This window comes from Neobacillus sp. SRL179, from assembly GCF_984799095.1.
Genome location: NZ_OZ481792.1, coordinates 4,133,575 through 4,159,044 on the forward strand (window position 1 = coordinate 4,133,575; position 25,470 = coordinate 4,159,044).

Here is a 25,470-nt window from a genome sequence, read left to right on the forward strand (position 1 = left end):
AGAATTGCTCCCTCAAAACTAAACAAACAAAAAGCGGTCAACTTTTATCAGTCCACAAGGACTGCATATTCCTTAGAAAGGAGGTGATCCAGCCGCACCTTCCGATACGGCTACCTTGTTACGACTTCACCCCAATCATCTGTCCCACCTTAGGCGGCTGGCTCCTTACGGTTACCCCACCGACTTCGGGTGTTACAAACTCTCGTGGTGTGACGGGCGGTGTGTACAAGGCCCGGGAACGTATTCACCGCGGCATGCTGATCCGCGATTACTAGCGATTCCGGCTTCATGTAGGCGAGTTGCAGCCTACAATCCGAACTGAGAATGGTTTTATGGGATTGGCTAGGCCTCGCGGCTTTGCTGCCCTTTGTACCATCCATTGTAGCACGTGTGTAGCCCAGGTCATAAGGGGCATGATGATTTGACGTCATCCCCACCTTCCTCCGGTTTGTCACCGGCAGTCTCCTTAGAGTGCCCAACTGAATGCTGGCAACTAAGAACAAGGGTTGCGCTCGTTGCGGGACTTAACCCAACATCTCACGACACGAGCTGACGACAACCATGCACCACCTGTCACTCTGTCCCCCGAAGGGGAACGTCCTATCTCTAGGAGTGTCAGAGGATGTCAAGACCTGGTAAGGTTCTTCGCGTTGCTTCGAATTAAACCACATGCTCCACCGCTTGTGCGGGCCCCCGTCAATTCCTTTGAGTTTCAGCCTTGCGGCCGTACTCCCCAGGCGGAGTGCTTAATGCGTTAGCTGCAGCACTAAGGGGCGGAAACCCCCTAACACTTAGCACTCATCGTTTACGGCGTGGACTACCAGGGTATCTAATCCTGTTTGCTCCCCACGCTTTCGCGCCTCAGCGTCAGTTACAGACCAGAAAGCCGCCTTCGCCACTGGTGTTCCTCCACATCTCTACGCATTTCACCGCTACACGTGGAATTCCGCTTTCCTCTTCTGCACTCAAGTCCCCCAGTTTCCAATGACCCTCCACGGTTGAGCCGTGGGCTTTCACATCAGACTTAAAGGACCGCCTGCGCGCGCTTTACGCCCAATAATTCCGGACAACGCTTGCCACCTACGTATTACCGCGGCTGCTGGCACGTAGTTAGCCGTGGCTTTCTGGTTAGGTACCGTCAAGGTACCGGCAGTTACTCCGGTACTTGTTCTTCCCTAACAACAGAGCTTTACGACCCGAAGGCCTTCATCGCTCACGCGGCGTTGCTCCATCAGACTTTCGTCCATTGTGGAAGATTCCCTACTGCTGCCTCCCGTAGGAGTCTGGGCCGTGTCTCAGTCCCAGTGTGGCCGATCACCCTCTCAGGTCGGCTACGCATCGTCGCCTTGGTGAGCCGTTACCTCACCAACTAGCTAATGCGCCGCGGGCCCATCTGTAAGTGTCAGCGTAAACCGACTTTCAGCTTTTCCTCATGAGAGGAAAAGGATTATCCGGTATTAGCATCGGTTTCCCGATGTTATCCCAGTCTTACAGGCAGGTTGCCCACGTGTTACTCACCCGTCCGCCGCTAACTTTCAAAAGCAAGCTTTTGAAAGTCCGCTCGACTTGCATGTATTAGGCACGCCGCCAGCGTTCGTCCTGAGCCAGGATCAAACTCTCCAATGAAGATGAGTTGATTAGCTCATAAATGTTACGTTGGCTTAGTTTCATACGAAACTAATATTATTGTTTGTTGACGTTTTTGTTTGTTTAGTTTTCAAAGAACAATTTGATGAGACAACTTTTAAATTATATCAAATTACCATTATCTTTGTCAATAACTATTTAACATTTATTTTTAAAAGGTTAATAGTTTCGGTGACAGCTTTTATATATTATCACCCTCAAATAGGAATGTCAACAATTATTATGAGAATAGTATTCTTTACTGTTTATACCCTAACAAATTTATCTTCCGTTATTACCTAAGCAATATTCAAAATAGTATGATAAAATAGTGCTAATACTTTTTCCTAGGAGAGAGATAAATGCTTTCATTTATATTAGTTGTATTGGTTTTGTTTGTAATCCCCGGACCAGCCGTCCTATTAACCGTTACGCAAACGGCTAAAGGCGGCCGAAGAGCAGGGATTATTACGGGTGTTGGGATTGCCGTCGGCGATTTCATTCATACAATAGCAGCTGTTCTTGGACTCTCCGCTGTTTTAATGACATCCTCACTTGCATTTGAAATTATAAAGTATTTAGGTGCTGCTTATTTAATTTTTCTAGGAATCAAGTCACTTTTGGAAAAATCAAAAAAACAAACGGTGCCTAAAACAAAACAGACTACTTCTGTCGTGTCCTTTCGACAGGCCTTATTAATCGAGTTATTAAACCCGAAAACGGCTCTATTTTTCCTAGCCTTCTTACCACAATTTGTTAAGAATGACGGGACTCCAGTTGTTTATCAGTTATTAATTCTAGGACTCACCTTTGTCTTAATGAGCATAATGTATACCACACTCCTAGCATTCATTACTAGTTCGATTGGAGAAAAGTTATTTTCTAAACAAAATAGCAAGTTTGCCCGTTGGCAAGGTAAAGTAGTCGGAACTATTTATATTGGCTTGGGTCTGCAATTAGTGTTGCAATCGCAAAAATAAAAGAGCTCACATTCGAGCTCTTTTTTTCGTCCGTTAATGATTGGAAATTCCTATATAATGAAATCCTATATCTTCGAGTTTCCCTTTATCTAACACATTTCTTCCATCAATAATAAATGGCATGGTAAGTAACGGTTTTAGTTTGGCCCAGTTGAGATTTCGATAGTCAGCCCAATCCGTGCAAAGCACAATCGCATCCGCCTCCGTAACGGTTTCTTCAATTGTCTTATATTGATATGCGGCCCCCAATTTTACGATAGGGTCATGCGCCTTAATTTGCACTTGTTCTTTTCGCAACTGTTCAATTAAACGCAGGCTAGGCGACTCCCTTATATCATCAGTATTGGCTTTAAAAGCTAATCCGAGGACAGCAACGGTCTTATTTTTCAAATGACCGCCAAACGCTGCTTTCATTTTCTCTATTAAATAAAGTGACTGTTCTGCATTCACCTTCACAACATTTTCCAAAATGGAAAGTGACTTCCCAAGGTCCTTGGCTGTTTTGATTAATGCATTGACGTCCTTTGGAAAACAGGAACCTCCGTATCCCATTCCAGCACGGAGGAAATACGGTCCAATTCGGTGATCGAACCCCATCCCCGTTGAAACATCATTTACATTGATGTTTAATTCATCACAAACCCTTGCTAATTCGTTAATAAAGGAGATTTTTGTAGCAAGATAGGAATTTGCAGCATACTTGATCATTTCGGAGGCTTTAGGATTGGTTTCAATTATAGGACAGGTAAAATTCTCGTATAACTCTCGCATGATTTTTCGAGCTGTTGGACTAGTGGTTCCAATCACAATTCGATCAGGGTTCAAGGCGTCGTGAAGGGCTGAACCTTCCCGGAGAAATTCAGGATTACTGACAACATCAAACGGGATGGGGGTATTTTGCTTCGCGTTGATCCAGCCTGTCACTAACTCTGCTGTCCCTACTGGCACCGTACTTTTCGTTACAATAACTTTATAGCGATTCATAAAGGCACCGATGGATTCAGCCACATTTTTTACATAAGTGAGATCTGCACTTCCATCCATATCCTGTGGAGTGCCAACGCATATAAAAATAACATCATTCTCTTTTACAGCTTCTTCTGTTTTTTGTGTAAACGTGATAGTCTGGGCTTCGACGTGCTTGCTAAGTAATTCTTCCAGGCCGGGTTCAAAGAAATGGAGTTTCCCTGCTTGCAAGGCTTTAATTTTGTTAGAATCAAGATCTAACCCTGTTACCTGGTGGCCCATTTCACAAAAAATAAGGCCAGTCGTCGTCCCCACATACCCTGTGCCGACGATCAAAATTTTCACTTTGTTTCATCCCCCTTAGTTAGGTCCACACAGATAATTAATCAATTTGACATACTCCGAGCTTTTCGCTATATCAAAGCTTTGCCCCTCAATCTCCATTCCATAGCTTGTATAATCCTTGGCCATCGCCTTTATCGCATCTGTCAGTTGAATTTCTCCTGCCACTCCAGGTTTGATGGTTTCCAGATAGCGAAAAATTTCTGGTTCAAAAATATATCTTCCGACCACAGCCAAATTCGACGGCGGTGATTCCTGCGGTTTTTCAACGATATCTTTGATGATGTATGCCTTATTCGTTAGCACTTCAGGTTCAATCACACCATAGTTTGCTAACAAAGACGGATCCATTTCTTTAACTCCGACCACATTCCCCTTTTGCTTCTTAAACTGTTCGATCAATTGATGTAATGGCGGCTGCTGGTCGGACAAAATAATTTCATCGGGAAGCATGACAGCGAAAGGTTCATTGCCCACAAAATGTTTGCCAAGCAAAATGGCCTCTCCTAAGCCGCGTGCATATGATTGTCGAACATATTGAAAATGGACATTTGGAAGCTCAATTTCTTTTAGTAAATGTTGTTTCCCTTTTTCTTCTAAATAGTTTTCTAGATCCACTGATCGATCATAATAATCGAGAATCATGTTCTTTGACCTTGATACTACTATTAAAATTTGCTCGATACCTGACTTAATTGCCTCTTCGACAAGGTAGTCAATTGCAGGCCTCCCGCAAATTGGCAGCATCTCTTTTGGCAAAACCTTTGTAATAGGTAAAGTTCTTGTTCCATATCCAGCGGCAGGAATAATTGCCTTTCGTACCATGTCCTTCCCTCCTTGTGAACTAGTATTAATTTATTCCTAAACGGTTGGAGAGGAAGGTTGTCCATCCTAGAAAGGGCGCTAAATGAGTCGTGATCCAGCAGGGATAGAGCGGCGGACTTTAAGGGGGCATGAATGAATATAGGAATTTTCCTTTTTAGAAACAAAAAAGGCCCCACTAAAATGGGACCTCAAAATTTTATTATTTTCATGGTGCCTGACACCATTTCCACTACCGTAATGTATGTAATGGTGCCTGACACCTACCTAGAGCCACCCCTTTTTCTCGGCGATGCTGGCGGCTTCGGTTCTGTTTTTGGCATCAAGTTTGTGGATGATTTCGGAGATGTAGTTACGGACGGTGCCAGATGATAGGTAGAGTTCAGAAGTGATTTCTTTCGTCGTTCGCCCTATGGCTGCTAATCTTAGAATCTCTTGTTCTTTCGGTGTCAATGGATTTTCCTCGCGAATCACGTTAAAGGCGAGTTCCGGGCTGAACACTCGTTTCCCCGCCACCACCTTTCGAATCGCATCGGCCAACTCATCAATTTCCCCATCTTTCAGCAAATAGCCGTGCACGCCAATCTTGACAGCCCGCTCAAAATAGCCCGGACGCGCAAACGTTGTTAAAATAATGACTTTACAGGATGCTGACTTGCGAGTAAGCTCCTCTGCTACCTCAAGTCCGTTCATCCCCGGCATTTCAATATCCATCAAACAAACATCTGGTTCAAGTGAAAGAATGGTATCCAGCGCCTCTTTCCCGTTCATCGCCTGGCCGATTACCTTCATATCTGGCTCTAAATCAAGCAGAGAGCCAAGCGCACCTAATAACATTCGTTGATCTTCCGCAATGAATAATTTGATCATACCGCAGTCCCCCCTGCCTTTTGAATAATCGGCACTGACATTTCTAACACTGCACCGTTATGATTGGAAAGGGTCAGCTCGCCTTCAATCAATGCAAGCCTTTCCCCGATCCCCTTTAAACCATTACCAAAAAGCTGATTCTTCGGTACCCCCATGCCATCGTCGCGAACCACAATCATCATTTTTTCAGATAATATTTTGATTGAAATCGAACAATGGGTGGAACGGCTGTGTTTGACAACATTCGTTATTGCCTCTCGTACACACATCCCGATTAGATTTTGTGTAAATGGTGAAACACTAGAAAAATTCATATCTCCATCGTATTGATAAGTAATACCGGCAGCACGTAAAATTTGCTGAACCTGCAGAAGTTCTTCCGCTATGGTGGCCGCCCGCATATCTGTCACGAGCTCACGAACTTGCTTGAGTGCTGCACGAGAAGTGACTTCCATTTCCTTTGCTTCGAGCCGGGCCCGTTCGGGGTCAACCGTTGTTAACCGCTGCACAAGCTGACTTTTTAATGTTAAAAGAGAAAGGGTATGACCAAGCGTATCATGGAGGTCCCGGGCAATCCGCACCCGCTCCTCACGCTTAACCAACTCTTCAATTTTCTGATTGGCTTGGTCAAGTTCCTTTTCCAACTCCATACGGCGATTCATTGATCGGATACCGAACGGCGAAATCAACATAATGATGAGGAATGGGACGAAATAAATCAGTTCTCCTGGCGTAAAAAACATTTTCGTACGCATGATATGGACGATGAACGGGAGGATTTCGATGACGGTTAAACAGAACAACCCTCGTCTAAATGCTGTTTTATTGCGATACCAGCCAATGAAGTTTGCCGGGAAAAATCCCATAAACGTGTAGTTTAAATGGTAAAACAGACTGAAAATAAACACAATCGCCAGTTGTAATGCTAACCAATAGGTGAAAGTTCTTTTTCCCATCGAAAAATAAAGCTGCCGGTAGGTGATTAAAAAGAGCAAAACCATCCCATAGCCTAACAGCTGTTTCAACCCTGTTTCTTTCGTTAAATAGAAAATCGGAAACCCTATATAGATGAGAAAGATAAAGGGGAAAAATCCAAATTGTCTAGGAAAGACCGACCATTTCACATTGCATCACGCCACTTCTATTTTTCTCCTAATATATTTCGATAGTAGCATGAATACGGCCAGATAAGATATTAAAATCAGAATATTTTTCCAATCAGGCATGTTGCCGCGGACAATCTCCCACGCACCGTTACCAAAATTATAAGAAGGAAGCCATTTGCCAATGGATTGCATCATTTTTGGCATCACCTCAAGCGGCATCCACAATCCCCCCGATACAGCTAAAACCATATAAATCACATTGCTAACTCCTGCAGCCGTTTCTACTTTTTTCATCATCCCGATAACCGTTCCAATGGCGAGGAATGGCAGGGAGCCGAGCAGAATCCAAATGCCGCTCATCACCCATTCGGCTGCGGCTAGTGATACATCATTAATCAGTGCACCGGCGATGAAAATAACCGTTATGGAAAGGAGATGTATCGCGCTTTGACCAATCATTTGCGCGGCAAAATAAACTGTGTCAGAAAGCGGGGTGATCCGGATATAGGTGGACCATCCTTGAGAGCGCTCCTGTACCATGCGAATCCCCAACGTCATCATTGATGATCCCATGACACTAAATACGGTCATCGACATAAGATAGTGGGCCTGCCACTCCGCCTTGTTCGGCACATCAGAATTCACTAAATTAGTAAATATATAATAGAAGATAATCGGCATCACCAACGACCAAAAGACAAAATAGCGATTCCGCAAGACCCTGATGATTTCATATTTACATTGCATTTTAAAGGTGTTCATTTTATATAGCCTCCTTTGTGCCGCTTGTTAGCTGCTCAAACGCTTCTTCTAATTTCCCATGTTCGATTTGGATATCACGGGCACCCATTTTTTCTTGAAAAAGTAGTTCTAATACACGGTCGGTATTATTTGTCTGGACATAAACACGGTTATTTTTTCGATAAATATCATCAATCTCGCTGTGGAGATAGAGGTTTTCTAACGACCTATCCGGGTCAACGATAAAGGACACTGACTGCTTCGAAATTTGCGCCTTGATTTGAGCCGGCGTTCCATCGGCCACAATCGAGCCATCTTTAAAAAGTAAAATTCGATTGGCAGCATCATCGGCTTCCTGCAAATAATGGGTCGAGAAGATAATCGTTTTACCTTGGTCAGCCAAATGATGGATGGTTTCCCAGAAGCGATTCCGTGACGTAATATCCATTCCAACAGTTGGTTCGTCTAAAATAATTAGTTCCGGATTTCCCACTAGTGCCAAGGCAAAACTTAAGCGCCGTTTTTGTCCGCCTGATAATTTTTCCGCCCTAGTTTTTAGATCTTGCTCCGTTAGACCAGTTAGCTTGATCAGTTCTTCCATGTTAAGTGGCTGCCGGTAATAGCTGCTGATAAGCTCAAGAATTTCGCGAACCTTTAAGCCGGGCATAACACTGACTTCTTGAAGCATGGCGCCGATTCTTTCCCGGACTTGTTTTTCATGGGGTGGTTGGTTAAATAACAGAATCTCACCTGCTGTTGGCTTGAGCAACCCTAAAATCATCGAGATCGTCGTTGTTTTTCCTGCCCCATTCGGTCCGAGAATCGCTACGATCTCACCTCTTGTTATCGAAAATGAAACTTCTTGAACTGCGGTTTTATGTTGAAATGACTTTGTCACGTTCTTAATTGATAAAATTTCTTTCATCTTGCGAACACCTCCTGCTTTCTTGCTTTTATTGTATGATGCGGTGGAGTTCATTTTTAGTAAGCATTGTCACCATTCTAAGGTGACAAATGTCATTTTGATGGTGATTTAAACCGAAGGAAGGCATAAAAAAGAGACCTCCCGATTGGAAGGTCCCTTCATTGATTCTGCTAGCCAGACACGCAGCGCATTGTCCACCCTAGAAATACAGATGTACACTTTTGGTGTCAGGCACCATTAAAGTCACTGTTAATAAAGAAGATAGTTTTCACGGACATCCATAAATTTGTCTAGTGCTGGCTGCCAATCAGCTTTCATTTCTTCGACTGATTTGCCTGCTTCGATGCCGGCGCGGATGGAGCCGTTGCCAACTAGGTTATCGAAGAAGGAAATGCCTGCACTGTTTGGTGCACGGAACTGGAATTTGTCTGGATACATATCATGAATCGTTTTTACAATATACAGTCCGGTCTCGAACGACTTAAAGGAGTTGCGATTCGTGACATGAATTTGAATCCCATTGCTTAATTGGTTGGTAAACTTCGATGTTGACGGTATGAACGAAGCGGCGCGGAAGGTTACCCCTGGTAAGTGGTAAGCATTCAATTTCGCTGCCAGGTTATCACCATTGATAAACGGTGCACCAATCAATTCAAATGGTTTGGTCGTTCCGCGTCCTTCAGAAACATTGGTTCCTTCAATTAAGCAGGCACCAGGATAAACTAATGCGGTATCTAAAGTTGGCATGTTCGGTGACGGCATTACGAATTGTAAATCAGCGTCATCGTAATACATGCTGCGTTTCCAGCCTTCCATTTTAACAACCGTTAAATCAGCGCCAATATTAAATTCCTTATTAAATAACTGGGCTAATTCGCCAACCGTCATCCCATGGCGGACAGGAATCGGGAATTCACCAACGAAGGAAGAATATTTATCCTCTAAGATTGGGCCCTCTACCTTGGCCCCGCTGATAGGATTCGGACGGTCCAGCACGATAATCGGGATGTTATTCTCTTTCGCTGCTTCCATGGCTAAGGCCATTGTGTAAATATACGTGTAATAACGCGTTCCGACATCTTGAATATCAAATAACAAGACATCCACATTAGTTAACATTTCAGGTGTTGGTTTTTTAGTTGCTCCATAAAGACTGTAAACTGGAACACCTGTTTTTTCATCAATATAGGACTCCACATATGAACCCGCTGGAGCGCTGCCGCGGACACCATGTTCTGGTCCATATAATGCTGTAAGCTTGAAATTCGGGTTAGTACTCAGCAAATCTACGATGCTAGTAAGTTCTTGATCAACACCAGTAGGGTTGGTAATTAATCCTACTCGTTTCCCTTTAATTAAATCAATTCGATCCTTTAGTAAAACTTCCACACCTAACCGCAGTTTCCCACTTTTCTTTTCATTATTGTTCTTAGCTACTGCTGCTGTGACGCTTGAAAGGACAAGCAGTAACACAAGCACACCACTGAGCCACTTTTTTTTCATCAATACCCCTCCCTCATTTTTTTGAATAATCCGTCCAAATCTTGATTTAAAATCCTAGTCCATGTCCAAATCCATATAATACACTGCCATCATGGTTGTAGATCGTGACTGGCAGCTTGCCAGTTGGGTTATTTTCGCCAAAAATTGTATTAACGGATGCTTCAAAGCTAGCCGGATTGAAGCTATACTGAACGAGGGCCGCATCCACATTTGGATAGGACATGACATCATACGGATTTCTGATGCCAACCGCAATCACCGGTGCATTTAGTTCCTCGATCAATTGGTTGGTCATCACCATTTGACCTGCGCTTGGTGCTCTTCCGGAAACGCTGGAAGTATAGGTTCCTACAATGATATATTTAGCATCTTTAATTTGATTCAATTGGGCAGCAGTCAGCTTTGTTTGCGTATTAATATAAGTAACGTTATCATGATGTTTTTTGACCTCAGCCACGAGGGAATCGACATAATAGTTCGCATACCCTACGACAGCAATCTTATCACCCTTCGCCGCATTCAACGGCAGGACACCGCTATTTTTGACAAGTGTGATAGATTTCGCTGCTGCTTCTTTCTCCACTTGTTTATGTTCAGCTGAACCTACTACTTTAAGCGCATTGGCTACTTTCTCATCCAGACTCTGACCTGCCTCAGGCTTCATAATGGTCCGGTTTAATTTTAGTGTTAAAATCCGCTCCACAGATTGGTTCACTCGTTCAATCGAAATGTCCCCTTTGTTAACGGCATCATATAATCCATTGGCAACTTCAACAATGCCCACTGGCATTAATAGAACATCGGCTCCTGCTTGAACGGCACGAATGGCGGCATCAACGGCCCCAAAATGATCAGCAATGGCGCCCATGTTCATGGCATCCGTTACAATGACTCCTTTATAGCCCATTTCTTCACGCATAAGACCCGTGATTACTTTATGAGATAACGTGGCTGGAATGGCAATTTCTGTTCCATCCTTTTTTGAAATTGCTTTGGTGCCATCGATTTTCGGGAATGTAACATGTGCTGTCATGACGGCATCAATGCCAGCATCCATTGCTTGTTGGAATGGATATAATTCTACTTTTTTCAGACGATCAATATCATGCGGTACTTCTGGCAGTCCTACGTGTGAATCAACCGCTGTATCACCATGACCTGGAAAATGCTTCGCCGTTGATGCTGTCCCTGTTTCTTGAAGCCCCTTAATATAGGCTTTTCCTAATGTTGCGACTAGCTCTGGATCCTCACTAAAGGAACGAACCGCAATGACCGGGTTATCTGGATTATTGTTTGTATCCAGTACCGGACCAAAGTTCATGTTAATGCCAAGTGAATTTAGCTCTTCCCCAATGGCTTTTCCTACCTTTTCCGCCTGCTCTTCGGATCGAGTTGCCCCAAGAGCCATATTGCCAGGAAAATTAGTTCCAGTTTGAAGACGTGTGACGATTCCGCCCTCTTGGTCTATCGAAATCAACATTCCGTATTTTTCAGCAGCGTCTTGATAAGCACTGACCAGCTTGGCTGTTTGGTCGGCTGTGACGGTGTTCTCACGAAACAGAATCACGCCTCCCAAATGATAATCTTTGACAAGCTGGGCAATTTCGGAATTCATTTCCGTAACGTTTTTACCCTTCCAAGTGCGGAAGTCCGGCATAAGCATTTGTCCAACCTTTTCTTCCATAGACATCTGCTTAATCGCCATGCCAATCAAGTCATAGCGTGCACCTGTTTCTTTTTCAACCAAGACCTTGTCTTGATTTCCTTTATACTGAATTGCAATGCGGTCAGAATTTCTGCCATCGCTGACTTTAATAAAAGTTTTTCCATTATGCCCGGATAATGTAACTTCCCCGGTTTGATTGACAGAAGCTACGTTTTTATTGGACGATTTCCAAGTTAAATCCTCGGATGCCAGCTTAAATTGACCATCCTCATACACATGCAAAGCGTTTAGTTGAAGTTTTTGATCCTGAACGTCTCTTGTGACTTGAGGTACATTTAGGTCAATCACCAAATCATTGACTTTTGCTGCGGCTGAAGCTTGACTAAAAGGAACGCCCGTAATCAAGAGTGCCACTGCCAAAAACGATGTCATTAATGCCTTAACAATCTTCCTCATGCTCTTCTCCCCTTTTTTATAAAAAAATTAATAATCTCTTAACTGCCACTCATTTTGGGTAAATGATAGTTTTTCTGTACCCAGTTTTGGATTCAGCACATACCAGCCGCGGCTGTTGGTCGTTCCATCGGTTTTATAAACAAACCGAAGCTTGGACGCCTCTTTTGGAATAGTCAGGTTGATATTCTCCCAGCCGTCGCTTGTTCCAGTAAACTTGTCCAATTCCTTCCAAGTGCCGTCGATTAATGCTTCTACCCGGCCAAAATCCCATTCATATTCAATCATGTGCCAAGTGGAGAATGATAATGCTGTGTCCTCTTTTAGGTTAAGGTCACTTTCCATAACTCTGTTGAGCTTATCACCATACCCTGCAAACCAAGCGGAGTCACCGCGAGGGATCGAAACAGGAATGGCATCAGCGACCTGCCGTGCAAACAATCTTCTTGGCTCATTAATTGAGCCCATATTCCGGCTTGGATGAACGCGGTTGGTTAATAGAATGGCAATGGTTTTGTTATTAGGACTCACGACAATGGACGTTCCCGTGTAACCAGTATGTCCAAATGAATAGGTTCCTTCAGATAATGCATCCATGTACCAGCCTTGTCCAAGTTCCCAGCCAAGTCCGTGGTCATCACCAGGGAAGGCTTGGTTTTGATTCTCAAGTAATAGTTTGACAGTTTCCGGCTTCAGAATGCTTTTTCCGCCATACTTTCCGTCATTGATGAAAATGTGGGCCAGCTTCGCTAAGTCTTCGGCCGTTGAGAAAACACCGGCATGTCCGGCTACACCGTCAAGTGACCAGGCATTTTCATCATGTACTTGGCCCCAAACTAGACCGCGGTTTGGCGTTGACTGATACTCCGTCGCAGCAATCCGCTCTTTCAAGGATGCCGGCGGGTTATACATGGTGTCCCTCATTCCTAATGGGTCCGTAATATGTTCTTTTACATATTCATCTTGACGCTGACCGGATAACCTCTCAACCAATGCTCCAACTGTAATCATATTTAAGTCGCTATATTCATAATTCGTGCCTGGCGGGTGAGCTAATCCTTGTTTAAATACGAGCTGCAAACGAGCTTCCCGGGAGCTTCCTTGGGAATATAACGGAATCCATGATGTAAATCCTGATGTGTGGGTTAGTAATTGGCGGATCGTAACCTGTTCTTTTCCGTTAGCAGCAAATTCAGGAATATACTTCGAAACCGGGTCATCAAGTTTAAATAGTCCTTGTTCAAACAGCTGCATGGCCGCAACCGAAGTGAAAATTTTACTGATTGATGCAAGGTCAAAGATCGTATCCTCTTGCATCGCAATTGGGTTTTCCATTTCCGTAAACTTACCATCAGTATAGAGGGCTGAATGGCCATAGGCGGTTTGTTTAACCACTTTCCCGCCCCTTGCGACAAAAGCGACAGCACCAGGAAAAAGATTTTGGGAAATGTAGTTATTCATAATCGTGTCAATTTGCTGAAGCGGGGCGTCTACCATTCCTGCCCCTCTAGCAGAGCTGGGATGAAGCACACTAGTAACAGGAATTTTGGTCGAATTCCATGTAAATACTGGGTGTGGTTTCTGTGATGAGAAAGAATTGTGTTTTTCTTTTACTTCAATCGTTGGACTTATCGGCGCGTCACTATTCGCAAACACACTTGATGCACCGACCATAAACGTGCAAACCGTCGTAATGATCATCGTTTTCCTTTTCATAATTCCTCCTTATATGATGGTTAGAATTAAATTGTAGGCGGTTTTTTATGTATGATGTTGAAAAGCGCTTACAACCTATTAAAAGCATATAAGAATTAAGGTATAGTTGTATATACCACCAAAAGCCTAATACAGTTAAATATTCTCATTTTTCAGGTAAAAAGGATTATGACTTTATGATTATTTTTTAAAATGGTCACTCGCGTCGTTTCAAAAGACCTAGTCTTTTTCTTTCCTTGATTGATTAATTCACAGTGTTATCCACATAATTTATTAAGTTACTAACAGTTTTTTAGTGTTATCCACAAGTTTATTAACAGTTATTATGGATAACTTGAGGTTTCGGAAAGGGTTTTCTATTAGTAAACTACTTATCCACACATTTACTAAAATTGTCCACATTTATTATCAAGTAATCCCCAATCAGCAGTGAATTACCCACAACTTTTCCACATTTCTTCATAAAAAGAACCTAGAAGTAAAGTTCTAGGTCCAATTTTTTGCTATTTAGGCATGTCCGAATTAGATGGGTTGGACTGGGTGTTAGGTTCCACAATCTCTTTCAGTTCCCCGACATCTCCCTTAGCATTTATTATTTCAAAGATTTGATTTAATCCTTCGCTCGTTTCATCCACATTATTTTTCATAAATGACCCACCTTTTCCTTTTATCTTAACCAGTAACACAAGTTTTATGTCGAAAACATTCTTATATCAACCGACAACTTTCTTCTATTTTTACTTTTTACATTTGCTATGCTTTTTATGAAATGATTGATGGGGGGACGAGCTGGTGTACTTTGAATTATTGTTAGATGCCGTGCTGGGAGAACGTCAAATTTTCCATATTATTGAGTGCCCTGTCTGTGGGTTAGAAGAGATCTATTATGTACATCAGGAGACGAAAAAATTGATTGGACGAGCCTGTTCAAATTGTAACTTTGTCCAAAAATTTGATACTAACATACATGAATGCGAAAATGCCTAGGTTACTTGTATAACCTAGGCATTTTCCTTTATAAACTTATAACGATTACATTCTTAGACCCATTTCAACTGCTTTACTGCTATGATAGGTAGCCTTCACCTTTAACTTCATTCGCAAATCTTCACACAAACAATCCTGCTGCAAAAGTTCATTGTGGCGGTATTGAAACACATGATAATAATATTTACCCTTCATTAACATTTTTAACACATGAAAAACCTCCTCAAATGTGGCTTTAACATAAATCGCAGGAGTTAGTCGTGTTCGGTAACTGGCGAGCATCGTTTTTAAACCTTAGCCCCTTTAGTTTTGCGTCACCATTTTTCAATGGCTTTGCCGTTTCGATACGATTTATGTGTTTATAAAAAATATAAGCAACCAATGAATAAAAGAAAAGTGTCAATCGACCCAGAATCTTATTAGTAGTGTTTACCCTCTTTTTTTAATTGAAAACCTATTTTTTTACTTGTTTTAGGATTATTTTTCTCCATGTTTTAAAGTCCTGAAACGTGTCTATCCTAATAGATAGATAAAGAATCTTTAAAAAAAGGAAGTTAACTATGTCAAGAGTGTGTTTACTTAGCTGCTGGATCATCATACTTACATTCTCGTTAGCTGGATGTGGGTGGCAAAATCATTTTGCCCACGACGATGGAATTAGAGCCAATCTTTCTCCAAATCTTCAGGCTGATAAGACCGCTAGTTTAAGTAAAAGTATTAAAAAGGTGCGAACTGAAACTAGCATTCACGTAGTCTCCCATCCTGAAGTGATTCCTGTTTTGGTGAATAAGGTAAATAAATTACCTGAGAGTTATGAACCCAAGGATTTGATCGATCCGGACATCCCATTTATTTTTAAAGAGAACTCCGAGAAGAGAAAGCTGCGGATGAAGGCGGCTGAGGCGATTGAAACATTATTTGCTGCAGCTAAGCGGGATGGAGTGGATCTGCTCGGGGTATCTGCGTACCGCTCCCATTCCGCTCAAAAAGCATTGTTTAATCATTATGTTACGGTTGATGGCTACAAATTGGCTAGTACCTATAGTGCCATACCGGGAACAAGTGAACATGAAACAGGCCTCGCCATTGATGTAACCGGTGGCGACGGGACATGTGCAGCCGAGGAGTGTTTCGAAGGGACAGAAGAGGCTGAATGGCTCCAGAATCATGCAGCTAAATACGGATTTATCATTCGCTATCCAAAAGGAAAAGACGCCATCACCGGATACCAATACGAACCATGGCACCTCCGATACGTAGGAAAAACCATCGCCAAACAGATCATGAGCCGGGACATCACCCTCGAGGAATACCTCGAAACCATCCAAGTAAACAAAACAAATAAAAGATAGTAGAAATGGTGCCTGACACCCTTTACACTATTCCCAAGTTGGCTACTGAATGCTACAACATAAAAGAAGGACGACCTTGCCGCCACAATAGGCAGCAAGGTCGTCCCTTTTTGGTTCAATAGAAGCTGGATTGGCATTGTCCTAGACTTAAGCTTTGGAATTCACCAATCTGCACGCTTTTTTATTTCCCTTTTATTTCTAGAAGTTTTAGGCGCAGGTCGTTTTCCATGTTCACTAATTCCTGCTCGGCGAGGCGGCGTTTGTGACGGCCTTCTTCTTGAATCCGCATCGTTTCTTCTAATGTAGAAATTAAACTTTCCTGTGTTTTCTTTAATGTTTCAATATCGACGAGGCCGCGTTCATTTTCTTTTGCCGTCTCAATCGTATTCGTTTTTAACATTTCTGCATTCTTCAATAAGAGCTCATTTGTTGTCTTCGATACTTGTTTCTGTGCCTCCACCGCATGGCGCTGGCGAATTAAGGTCAGCGCGATGGCCACTTGGTTTTTCCATAATGGAATAGCCGTCATGATTGAGGATTGAATCTTTTCCACAAGTGCTTGGTTTGTGTTTTGAATCAAGCGGATTTGCGGTGCACTTTGAATCGTGATTTCCCGGCTTAGTTTCAAATCATGCAGACGCTTATCTAGACGGTCAGCAAATTGGATCATATCATTGACCTCTTGGAACTTCATTTGATCATTGGTTGTTTGAGCAGCTTTTTTCAGTTCAGGAATGGTCTTAGTCTGCATCTCTTCCAACTTGATTTCTCCAGCTGCAATGTAAATATTAAGGGCGTGAAAATATTCTTTATTGGTTTCGTACAGCTGTTCAAGTAACTTGATATCAGATAAAAGTACGTTTTTACTGCGGTCGAGTTTCACACTAATCCGGTCAATTTGCGCCCCTGTTTTTTGATATTTTGAAAGGACTTCTTGGAGGGAGCCGGAGATTTTTCCAAACATACGTGCAAACAAGGATGGCTTACCATCCTTTAATTCATCCGGATTGACATCATTTAACCGCTTCATTAAATCATTGATGATATCGCCTATTTCGCCAACATCTTGTTTCTGAACATGCTCTAGCATTGTATGCGAGAATGATAACAGCTTTCCTTGTGCTTGGGTACCGTAGGCAATCATCGCCTGGTGGTTAGTGGGATCAATTTGTTCAGCTAACTGATAGGCCTTCGCGCGGTTTTCCTCGGGAATCACATCAATTAACTTAACCGGCCGTACCTCGCCTGTTTGTGTTACTGGGCTTTTAGCCGGTTCCACATGTTCACCAAATGGATCAGCAAGCATATCATCTAATAAATTTCCACCTTTGTTCAGTTGAACGGGATTATTGTTTTCACTCATTTTAGCCACCTATTTTCTTCAGGGAATTTAGCCTCTTTTTTCTTTTTAAGCGTATGCTTTGCGACATCAATTTCAAAATTTAATGTATCCAGATCATCGGATATCACATGATACAAATCCTCTTCCAATACCTTAGTCATTTCGTTTAAGGTTCTGCGTGTTTCTATCAGAGACTGACCCATTTCGCTGTTTTGCTTCGGTTGTGACGAAAGGAAACTGTATTTCTCAGTTAGTTCGACAATAGAGTCCAAATGAGAAAAATAAAATTCCTCGGCTTGGTAAAATCGCTTCGGTTCCTTCATGGTCATCTTATGGATCTTTTTAATAATCCTGTTAATGTCAATTCTTTGTTTAACAGAAGCAATATCACGTATTTTGAAGATGCTTTTATTCAAACGATTGATTTTCTGTTTGGCTTCCGCTAGGTTTTTCTTTATGTAGCGGTATTCTTTTCTTGTTAGCTGGTGTTTTCTTAAATAGCTGGTGTTCATCGCGATTGCCAGGACCACATGGGTAAGAAATCCACCAAACAGGGCAATGAGGGCGGCCCCCCAAAAAGTGAAATCCAATGGAATATAGCAGATCAGCCAAGTAAGCACGGTAATCGGTACGGCGACAAACGAGCGAATAATAAATGACAAAATCGGGTTCATAATCAATCGACTCCTGACTTAAGTAACTATCTATTCATACGAGAAATAGTATAGGAATGTTTCATAAAGTTGAAAAAAACCTCGTAAAAGAAAATAATTTCCATTTATTACTTCCACAATACACGAAAAAACTCCTGCCTGCCATAGACCACAAACCGAAAGAATTCTAGGACCTGAGACGTATTTTTTATTATTGTTTGCAGGCTGCGGATGGTGACAATGGTGTTATTGGTGTCAGGCACCGTTTGTGAAAGTAGAAACAAAAAAAGTGGCAGAAAGGATGACCTCCTCTCTGCCACTTTTGGTTATTCGCGAGAGTGCTTGGCACAGCTGTTCTTTCCAGCGATCACCTGCCTCTTCACCATTTTTTTGCCATTAGAATTTCATTAATAGTCTATTTAATCCACGCGCCGTCTTTGCCAAGTTTGTAGCCGCCCACGACGGTATTGGATAACATTTGACCGGATGTATTTAAGTAGTACCACTTATTGCCCACTTGTTTCCAGCCAACGGCCATATCACCGGAATTGTTTAGGTAATACCAATTACCATCAACAAATGCCCAGCCTGTTTTCATTGCACCGCTTGTGCTCAAATAGTACCACTTATTATTAACATATTGCCAGCCAGTCGTCATAGCGCCTGATTGATTTAAGTAATACCATGTATTCTTGTCCTTAACCCAGCCGGTTAGCATTTTTCCTGTTTGATCTAGGAAATACCAAGTATTTGCATCTTTAACCCAGCCTGTTAATTTATCGCTGTTTTTGTAGAAATACCAGAAACCAGCTTCCTTCTCCCAGCCGCCAGTTATAGAAAACTTGACCGTTGTCTGATTTCCTGCGGCATCGGTAACTACCAATGTATAGCTTCCATCTGCCTTAACTGTTGAACCACTCTTAAAGCCTGCTCCATTTAAAGTAGCTGTTCCTTCATTAAAAGTAATCGTGACACCTTGGACTGACTTTTGACCATTTTTAACTCCGCTCACCACCGGAGCTTTTTGGTCAATCGTGAAGTTAACCGTTGTCGTGTTCCCAGCCTGGTCTGTTACGACTAGAGTATAGGAGCCATCCTTGTTGACAACGTCTCCACTTTTAAATGGATTTCCATTCAGTGTAGCCGTTCCGTCATTAAAAGTAACTTTTACTCCTTTATTGTAAACACCATTGTTCTCAACGCCGCTTACAACTGGTGCCGTTTGGTCCACAGTGAATTGGACTGTGGTTACGTTACCGGCGTTGTCTTTTACGACTAATTTATACTTTCCATCAATTTTTACAACATCGCCGCTCTTAAATAAATAGCCATCGATTGCCGCAATTCCTTCGTTAAACGTAATCGTTACAGGTTGATTGTAAACGCCATGATTTTCAACACCCGTTACGACTGGAGCAGTCTTATCAATTTTAACCTCTTTGGACTGCACAGCTTCTGTGTTTCCAGCATTATCAACACTGCGGTATTCCACCTTAAAGGTTCCATCTGTAGTCAACTTAAGCACAGACGTATAATCTGTCCACTCGCCTCCGTCTACACGGAATTGAGTAACCTTCACACCTGAAGTCGTATCTGCAGAAGATAACTCAATTGTGACATCTGACGTATAGAAATTATTATCACCAGCATTTCCCGTTACTTTTGCCGTTGTAACTGGTGCATTTTTATCAACTTTTACGGTTAGTGATTGAGTTTCTTCCACGTTACCAGCGTAATCTGTACTGCGGAATGACACTTTTGTTAATCCAGCAGTCGTTACTGCAATGGCTTGAGAGTAGGCTATCCACTCACCATCATTTAATTTATATTCTGTAGATTGAACACCTGTACCAGCGTCTTGCGCTGTTAATTCAACGGAAGCATTAGAGGTATACCAGCCATTTGTACCCTCAGTTCCCGTCACTTTCGCAGTAGTGACTGGTGCATCTGAATCGACAAAATTTACCATGATTTCTTTTTCCACACTGTTTTTACCTTCATCAACAACGGTCAATTTCACTTTATTTTCACCAAGTGTTAAGCCGCTTAATGCTACCTTAAAGGTACCGTCTTGGCCAAGTGTGATTGGCGTTGCGCCGTCTTGCTTTGCACCCTTGCTGTTGGTTAATTCGTAGGAAGCATGAAGCTTCGAGTTCACATCAAATTCCTCACCGAACACTTCTTCAACAGCTGGTTTCCAAGTGATATAGGAGTCCTCCACGCTGCCTGAAACATCAAGGTTTGCAGTCTTTGTCGTTAAAGTATCATCAGCTTTGATTTTTGGAGCTGTAGTTTTTACAAAAATAGGTCCAAGCCAATCATAAGCTACAACCGCTGTATTGGCTGCATTTAATGTCGTTAAGTCAATTGTGTAAACACCATCTGGGGCATTTACTTTTTTTCCAGTACCCCAATCGGTGTAGCTTCCATTAAAGGCAACTGTTTTTGGCCCAACTGTCGTGGAGGCTGAATTTACTAGATAGCCAACATACCCGTCACCGAAGGCGCCTCCTTCAGGATTCAAGGCATCCCAAAGTTCAATATACGTCTTTCTTTGCGCATTATGGAATTCATAACGGACGGTTGTGCTGTCCAGCTTGCCATCACCATTTGGAGAGATATCCGAATTATCAATCGTATAGCTCTTTATTCCAGTAGGCGGTGCAAAGTTTGCCGCAAAAGGTAAAATTAATTTCGTTTTACCATTGGTAATGTGAATATAACCTAACATTTCGTTTCCTGTTGTACCTGCACCTACTGGGACATTTAGGGTAACTTTTAAGGCATTTTCACCGGAAGCAGCTAATGTAAAGCTGGATTGGTCCACAGTGACATTTGCACCTGCCAAAGCACCTGTTGCCGCTTTGGTCACTTGTACAGAGACAGTGTAATCACTGGCATTACCTGTGAGATTTTTTACAGTAATATCCTTTGTTACTTTTGAAGCTGTAGTCGTACTTGTGACTACATTTCCAAATGTGACAGTTCCTTTGATGTTATCATAGACTTTACTAGAAAAACTTGTCTTATCAAGCGAATAGGCTAAAGCCTCAGTTGTGGCGGCCTGCAGCGGCTGTACACGACCTGGCCCTTGTGAGAATACATCATACTTCGTCACATCAAGTTGTTTCGCAGTATTGGAGATTGCTACTTTAATATCAAACGGCGTCCAATCAGGATGCTCTGATTTTAATAGGGCAGCAATACCGGCAACGTGTGGTGTCGCCATACTTGTACCTGTAAAACGATCATATGCTTCAGTGTAACTTGCTTCTGGGTAATCCTTGCCATAAGCAGGAACAGATGACATAATATTCGTTCCTGGCGCAGAAACATCTGGCTTCAGATCGAAATTTGGATTAGCTGGTCCGCGTGAGCTTGAACTATTAATTTCGTCACCGGCAGTTTTTGCTGTGGTGAAGTTACTGAATGTCACAGTCGCTTTCTTCGTGGCTAGTGACGCTCGTAATGCATTTCCATCTGTTGTTGACAAATCAAAAGTCGGTAGGAATTGGAAGGAGTCACCAAGGAAAACTCCTGCAGGTGTAGTGCCCGTATTATTATGAATAATGGTAGCCACCGCACCAGCTTTTTTAGCATTGGCAATTTTATCAACAAATGGAATCGTACCACGTGAGATCAAGGCTACTTTTCCCTTCACATCTAAACCAGTGAAGTCCTTTTGTTCTCCTAGACCTGGTACTGCTACAAGATCATACGTACCATTCAATGTTTGGCCAGGTTCAGTACCGAACTTCCAGCCCATTAAATCCATATTATAGGCAGTTGGTGCTGCCCCTTCAACTGTTACATTGGCTTGTCCCTTCATTGTTTTTTCAGGAACAGTCGAGTTGGCAACAGAAATCGCAAATGCTGCTACCCCTGGGCTGCCAATGGTTCCACGGTTTGGACCGTCATTACCTGTTGCAATAACTGCCGTCACACCTGCTAATGCAGCATTGTTAATAGCAATCGCATCTGCAGAGGTTTGGCTATTATTTGATCCACCTAATGATAGGTTGATAATATCCATCCCCTCTTGTGCTGCTTTATCAATAGCAGCGATGATTCCAGAGTTTGCCCCGCTTCCATAGGCACCTAATACACGATAGGCGTATAACTCAACCTTTGGAGCTAGTCCTTTAATCCCAAATGGATTATTGCCTTGAGCCGCAATCGTACCTGCTACGTGCGTACCGTGCTCAGTGTAGAATGAACTGCCGTTAGAATCAAATTCGGCTTTGCCTGCCGGTCGATCCAATGGAGTGGTTTCATATGGATCATCCGCTGCTCTATTACGGGCATAGTTGGCTGGGTTCGATTGATCGATAAAGTTATATCCACCTTTATAAACGCCTTCAAATTCAGGATGATTATAATCAATCCCCGTATCGAGAACCGCTACTTTAACTCCCTGTCCTTGATACCCTAGTCCCCATACAGAGGGAACATCTAAGAACGGACTGCTCGTATTCATCGCAGCGTTCTTTTCATCACCAGGAACTTCTTTGCCCAGTGCATGTTTTTCTACATCCGGTTCTACTAATTTAACCCCTTCAATAGAAAGTAGATCTTCCACTTGGCTGGCTTTTATTTTAAGCGCCATACCATTGAAAGTGTAATGATAAGTATGCCCAACCTTTGCATTAATCCCTTTTGAACTTAGGCTGGATTTAAATTTTTGCTGCTGGGAAACAACCTTTTGCTGGATGGTTTTTTCTTCTGATTTGGAAGTATTTTTACCAGCCACTTTATTAATTCCCTTTACCAAAGATACTGAGTATTCAGATAATTCTACAATCACCGATACCTCTTCATCCCCACTTAGGTTTTGGAGATCCTTGTGTAAAACCGCACCTTTACCTAAGCCAGCCTTTTGCTGTGCAATCAAAGTCTTCATTTGTGTTAGAGCTGAGCTGCTCAACTGTTCTTTAGTCGATGTATTTTCAGTTCCTTGAGCAGCTGCCCCTAGACTTGGAAACAACAATGTAAAGATCATGGTCAAAACTAAGAAACTACTAAATAATTTCTGTTTTTGTTTATTCTTCAACTGTCAAAACCCCTCTCCCCTTTTTATTTACTAAAGCCGAGCCCCCTAGTCGCCACCCCCTAGTAATCTATCAATCAAGTAGTAAGCCTTCATGTCTAATATTGATTTTTCTAAATTATCAGACAGTAGTAATATTATACTATGAACCGTCCTAGATTTTAACAAATTTTTTTAATATTACAGAAATATAGATTTAAAGTAAGAAAAAGGAAATAATATAGTTAAGCTGTTGAATATACTTCTAGTAAAATAAAAAAAGAAAATGAGTCGGCCCCATTTTCCAATGTTCGTTCAAATCAACTTTAGCTAATCTTGAGTTCCTCATCGCTCATAAATTTCAATCGGTAGTCCATCGGGATCAGCAAAGAACGTAAATTGCTTATTGGTTACTGGATCTATTCGGATTGGTTCTACCGTTACATTGTGTTTTTGCAAGTCTTGTACCGCCTCCTCAATATCTTCTACTTCAAAGGCAAGATGACGTAAGCCCGCTGCTTCAGGGTAACTTGGCCGTACAGGCGGGTTTGGGAATGAAAATAACTCAATTTGGTACTGACCGCCAACTGCCAAATCTAGCTTATAGGAATCCCTTTCCGCGCGATAGATTTCCCTTATTGGTGTGAGTCCCAAAATTCTTACATAAAAATCCTTTGCTAAACGATAATCCGAGCAAATCACAGCGATATGATGAATTTTCTTTAATTTCATGACCTGACCTCCCATATAACGTTATGAACAAACAAACCCCCTTGTCATCTAACAGACAAGAGGGGTGCAATCTATTGATAGAGTAACAGCCATCCAGGGGCAGCAGCCAGTGTCCATTGCATGTGTACATTTGTACATGAATGGTGCCTGACACCTTTTTACATCTTTTTACCGGTATAATGAAACTAAGTTTTAGTTTGCGCCGAAGTCTGCAGGTCTTTCTTCCCGTTTCTGGAAGTGATAGAGAATTGCTTCGACAATTCGTTTGGAGGCGAAACCATCTCCATATGGGTTTGAGGCTTTCGCCATTTTGTCATGCGCCTCTTTTTCAGAAAGCAGTTCATCAGCAAGACCAAAAATGGTCTCCTCATCTGTCCCGGCTAGTTTTAATGTGCCTGCTTCAATTCCTTCCGGACGCTCAGTGGTATCGCGAAGGACTAGAACTGGAACACCTAGTGACGGAGCCTCCTCTTGAACGCCGCCTGAATCTGTTAAAATTAAATAGGCTCTCGAGGCAAAGTTATGGAAATCAATCACATCTAACGGCTCAATCAGATGAATTCTATCATTGTGTCCCAAGATTCGATTAGCAATTTCCCGAACAACTGGATTCATATGCACAGGGTAAACAACTTGAACATCTTCATGTTTTTCCACTACGCGGCGAATCGCCCGGAACATGTGCTCCATTGGCTCTCCCGTATTCTCACGGCGGTGCGCTGTCATTAAAATTAAGCGATCATCCCCAAGCTTCTCTAAAACCGGATGGTCATAAGACTCTTTTACTGTTGTATTTAAAGCATCAATGGCCGTATTCCCCGTGATAAAAATTGAAGCTTCCTTTTTATTTTCCACTAGGAGATTCTGCTTAGATTGGATAGTTGGCGAAAAATGAAGATCCGCCAAAACACCGGTAAGCTGGCGATTCATTTCTTCAGGATATGGCGAATATTTATTATGAGTCCGAAGACCTGCCTCGACATGTCCAATTGGAATTGAATGATAAAATGCTGCTAAACTAGCTACAAAAGTAGTCGTCGTATCTCCATGAACCAGCACAATATCAGGTTTGACTTCCGCTAGCACTTGATTTAATCCCTCTAGACTCCTTGTTGTTACATCAATTAACGATTGTCTTGCCTTCATTATATTTAAGTCATAATCCGGCGTAATTTCAAAGATATTTAAAACCTGGTCAAGCATTTCACGGTGTTGAGCCGTTACGGTAACGATAGATTGAATTTGATCTGGATATTTTTCTAATTCCTTTACTAATGGTGCCATTTTAATGGCTTCCGGTCTTGTTCCGAACACGGTCATGACCTTCAACTGATTCTCCATAAAGACCTCCAAGTATTCTAGTTACTATCATTATAGTATGGTTCCTTCTATAAACAAATGAACAACTTATTGCACGTGCAGTACATAATGAGATGTAACTTTAATTATGTTCAATTACAAAAACCCACTACCAATGATAACAAATATTTGATAATGCAAAAAGCAATAACCGGAACTCCTTGCTGAGCAATCATTGTAATCAAGATTATTTCCACTGTATCACATTGTTATTTTTTTAAAAAGAAAACAGGAAAAAAGACCTGAATTAAGCCTATTCCCTAACCCTTTGCCCCTTATAAGCATAAATAATATATATAGGAG

Annotated in this window: 18 protein-coding genes, 1 rRNA gene and 1 riboswitch; of the genes, 2 read left to right on the forward strand and 17 right to left on the reverse strand. The window is 42.2% G+C overall.

Features of this window, described 5'->3' with window-relative positions; genetic code table 11:
- Nucleotides 1-76: 76 nt before the first annotated feature.
- Nucleotides 77-1,626: ribosomal RNA gene (locus tag AC4E8C_RS20400) — 16S ribosomal RNA — on the reverse strand.
- A 362-nt stretch (nucleotides 1,627-1,988) separates the two neighbouring features.
- Here AC4E8C_RS20400 and AC4E8C_RS20405 point away from each other — a divergent pair.
- The gene (locus tag AC4E8C_RS20405; RefSeq protein ID WP_490208455.1) at nucleotides 1,989-2,606 is read left to right on the forward strand and encodes a LysE family translocator; all 618 of its coding nucleotides are present in this window, start codon (nucleotides 1,989-1,991) and stop codon (nucleotides 2,604-2,606) included.
- Nucleotides 2,607-2,639: 33 nt separating this feature from the next.
- Here AC4E8C_RS20405 and AC4E8C_RS20410 read toward each other — a convergent pair whose 3' ends face one another.
- The 11 genes from AC4E8C_RS20410 to AC4E8C_RS20460 all read right to left on the reverse strand — a co-directional run bounded on the left by AC4E8C_RS20410 (nucleotide 2,640) and on the right by AC4E8C_RS20460 (nucleotide 14,913).
- Nucleotides 2,640-3,917, reverse strand: coding sequence for a UDP-glucose dehydrogenase family protein (locus AC4E8C_RS20410; protein ID WP_490208456.1), 1,278 nt, complete (start codon nucleotides 3,915-3,917; stop codon nucleotides 2,640-2,642).
- A gap of 15 nt (nucleotides 3,918-3,932) precedes the next feature.
- Nucleotides 3,933-4,739, reverse strand: a complete 807-nt coding sequence (locus tag AC4E8C_RS20415; RefSeq protein WP_490208457.1) for a UTP--glucose-1-phosphate uridylyltransferase — start codon at nucleotides 4,737-4,739, stop codon at nucleotides 3,933-3,935.
- 264 nt (nucleotides 4,740-5,003) lie between these two features.
- A complete protein-coding gene (locus AC4E8C_RS20420; protein WP_490208458.1) occupies nucleotides 5,004-5,606 on the reverse strand; it encodes a response regulator transcription factor in 603 nt (200 codons plus the stop codon).
- On the reverse strand, nucleotides 5,603-6,730 hold the full coding sequence (locus tag AC4E8C_RS20425; RefSeq protein WP_490208459.1) for a sensor histidine kinase: 1,128 nt from the start codon (nucleotides 6,728-6,730) through the stop codon (nucleotides 5,603-5,605). The genes AC4E8C_RS20420 and AC4E8C_RS20425 overlap by 4 nt, the downstream gene beginning before the upstream one ends.
- Nucleotides 6,731-6,736: 6 nt before the next feature.
- Nucleotides 6,737-7,474, reverse strand: coding sequence for an ABC transporter permease (locus tag AC4E8C_RS20430; RefSeq protein WP_490208460.1), 738 nt, complete (start codon nucleotides 7,472-7,474; stop codon nucleotides 6,737-6,739).
- 1 nt (nucleotide 7,475) lies between these two features.
- A complete protein-coding gene (locus AC4E8C_RS20435) occupies nucleotides 7,476-8,378 on the reverse strand; it encodes an ABC transporter ATP-binding protein (RefSeq protein WP_490208461.1) in 903 nt (300 codons plus the stop codon).
- Between the two features lie 249 nt (nucleotides 8,379-8,627).
- Nucleotides 8,628-9,881 (reverse strand): exo-beta-N-acetylmuramidase NamZ family protein, encoded by a 1,254-nt coding sequence (locus AC4E8C_RS20440; RefSeq protein WP_490208462.1) that lies wholly within the window; start codon nucleotides 9,879-9,881, stop codon nucleotides 8,628-8,630.
- Nucleotides 9,882-9,927: 46 nt separating this feature from the next.
- Nucleotides 9,928-12,003: a glycoside hydrolase family 3 protein gene (locus tag AC4E8C_RS20445; protein WP_490208463.1), complete on the reverse strand. Its 2,076-nt coding sequence runs from the start codon at nucleotides 12,001-12,003 to the stop codon at nucleotides 9,928-9,930.
- A 27-nt stretch (nucleotides 12,004-12,030) separates the two neighbouring features.
- Entirely contained in the window at nucleotides 12,031-13,716 is a 1,686-nt protein-coding gene (locus AC4E8C_RS20450) for a serine hydrolase domain-containing protein (protein ID WP_490208464.1), read from the reverse strand.
- Nucleotides 13,717-14,219: 503 nt separating this feature from the next.
- Entirely contained in the window at nucleotides 14,220-14,363 is a 144-nt protein-coding gene (locus tag AC4E8C_RS20455) for a hypothetical protein (RefSeq protein WP_490208465.1), read from the reverse strand.
- Nucleotides 14,364-14,748: 385 nt separating this feature from the next.
- The gene (locus AC4E8C_RS20460) at nucleotides 14,749-14,913 is read right to left on the reverse strand and encodes a hypothetical protein (RefSeq protein ID WP_490208466.1); all 165 of its coding nucleotides are present in this window, start codon (nucleotides 14,911-14,913) and stop codon (nucleotides 14,749-14,751) included.
- A 53-nt stretch (nucleotides 14,914-14,966) separates the two neighbouring features.
- Nucleotides 14,967-15,051, reverse strand: a riboswitch (cyclic di-GMP riboswitch).
- Nucleotides 15,052-15,263: 212 nt separating this feature from the next.
- On the opposite strand from AC4E8C_RS20460, the gene AC4E8C_RS20465 reads away from it, so the two are divergent.
- The gene (locus AC4E8C_RS20465; protein ID WP_490208467.1) at nucleotides 15,264-16,055 is read left to right on the forward strand and encodes a M15 family metallopeptidase; all 792 of its coding nucleotides are present in this window, start codon (nucleotides 15,264-15,266) and stop codon (nucleotides 16,053-16,055) included.
- Between the two features lie 181 nt (nucleotides 16,056-16,236).
- Here the strand turns inward: AC4E8C_RS20465 and AC4E8C_RS20470 are convergent, their stop codons facing one another.
- From AC4E8C_RS20470 to wecB, 5 genes are all read right to left on the reverse strand, one after another.
- Nucleotides 16,237-17,418, reverse strand: coding sequence for a toxic anion resistance protein (locus tag AC4E8C_RS20470; RefSeq protein ID WP_490208468.1), 1,182 nt, complete (start codon nucleotides 17,416-17,418; stop codon nucleotides 16,237-16,239).
- On the reverse strand, nucleotides 17,415-18,071 hold the full coding sequence (locus AC4E8C_RS20475) for a 5-bromo-4-chloroindolyl phosphate hydrolysis family protein (protein ID WP_490208469.1): 657 nt from the start codon (nucleotides 18,069-18,071) through the stop codon (nucleotides 17,415-17,417). Before AC4E8C_RS20475 ends, AC4E8C_RS20470 begins: the two co-directional genes overlap by 4 nt.
- A gap of 394 nt (nucleotides 18,072-18,465) precedes the next feature.
- Entirely contained in the window at nucleotides 18,466-23,100 is a 4,635-nt protein-coding gene (locus tag AC4E8C_RS20480; protein WP_490208470.1) for a S8 family serine peptidase, read from the reverse strand.
- Nucleotides 23,101-23,421: 321 nt separating this feature from the next.
- On the reverse strand, nucleotides 23,422-23,808 hold the full coding sequence (gloA2, locus tag AC4E8C_RS20485; RefSeq protein WP_490208471.1) for an SMU1112c/YaeR family gloxylase I-like metalloprotein: 387 nt from the start codon (nucleotides 23,806-23,808) through the stop codon (nucleotides 23,422-23,424).
- 192 nt (nucleotides 23,809-24,000) lie between these two features.
- Nucleotides 24,001-25,149 carry a non-hydrolyzing UDP-N-acetylglucosamine 2-epimerase gene (gene wecB / locus AC4E8C_RS20490; RefSeq protein ID WP_490208472.1) on the reverse strand — a complete coding sequence of 383 codons (1,149 nt, stop codon included), beginning with the start codon at nucleotides 25,147-25,149 and terminating at the stop codon, nucleotides 24,001-24,003.
- Nucleotides 25,150-25,470: the final 321 nt, after the last annotated feature.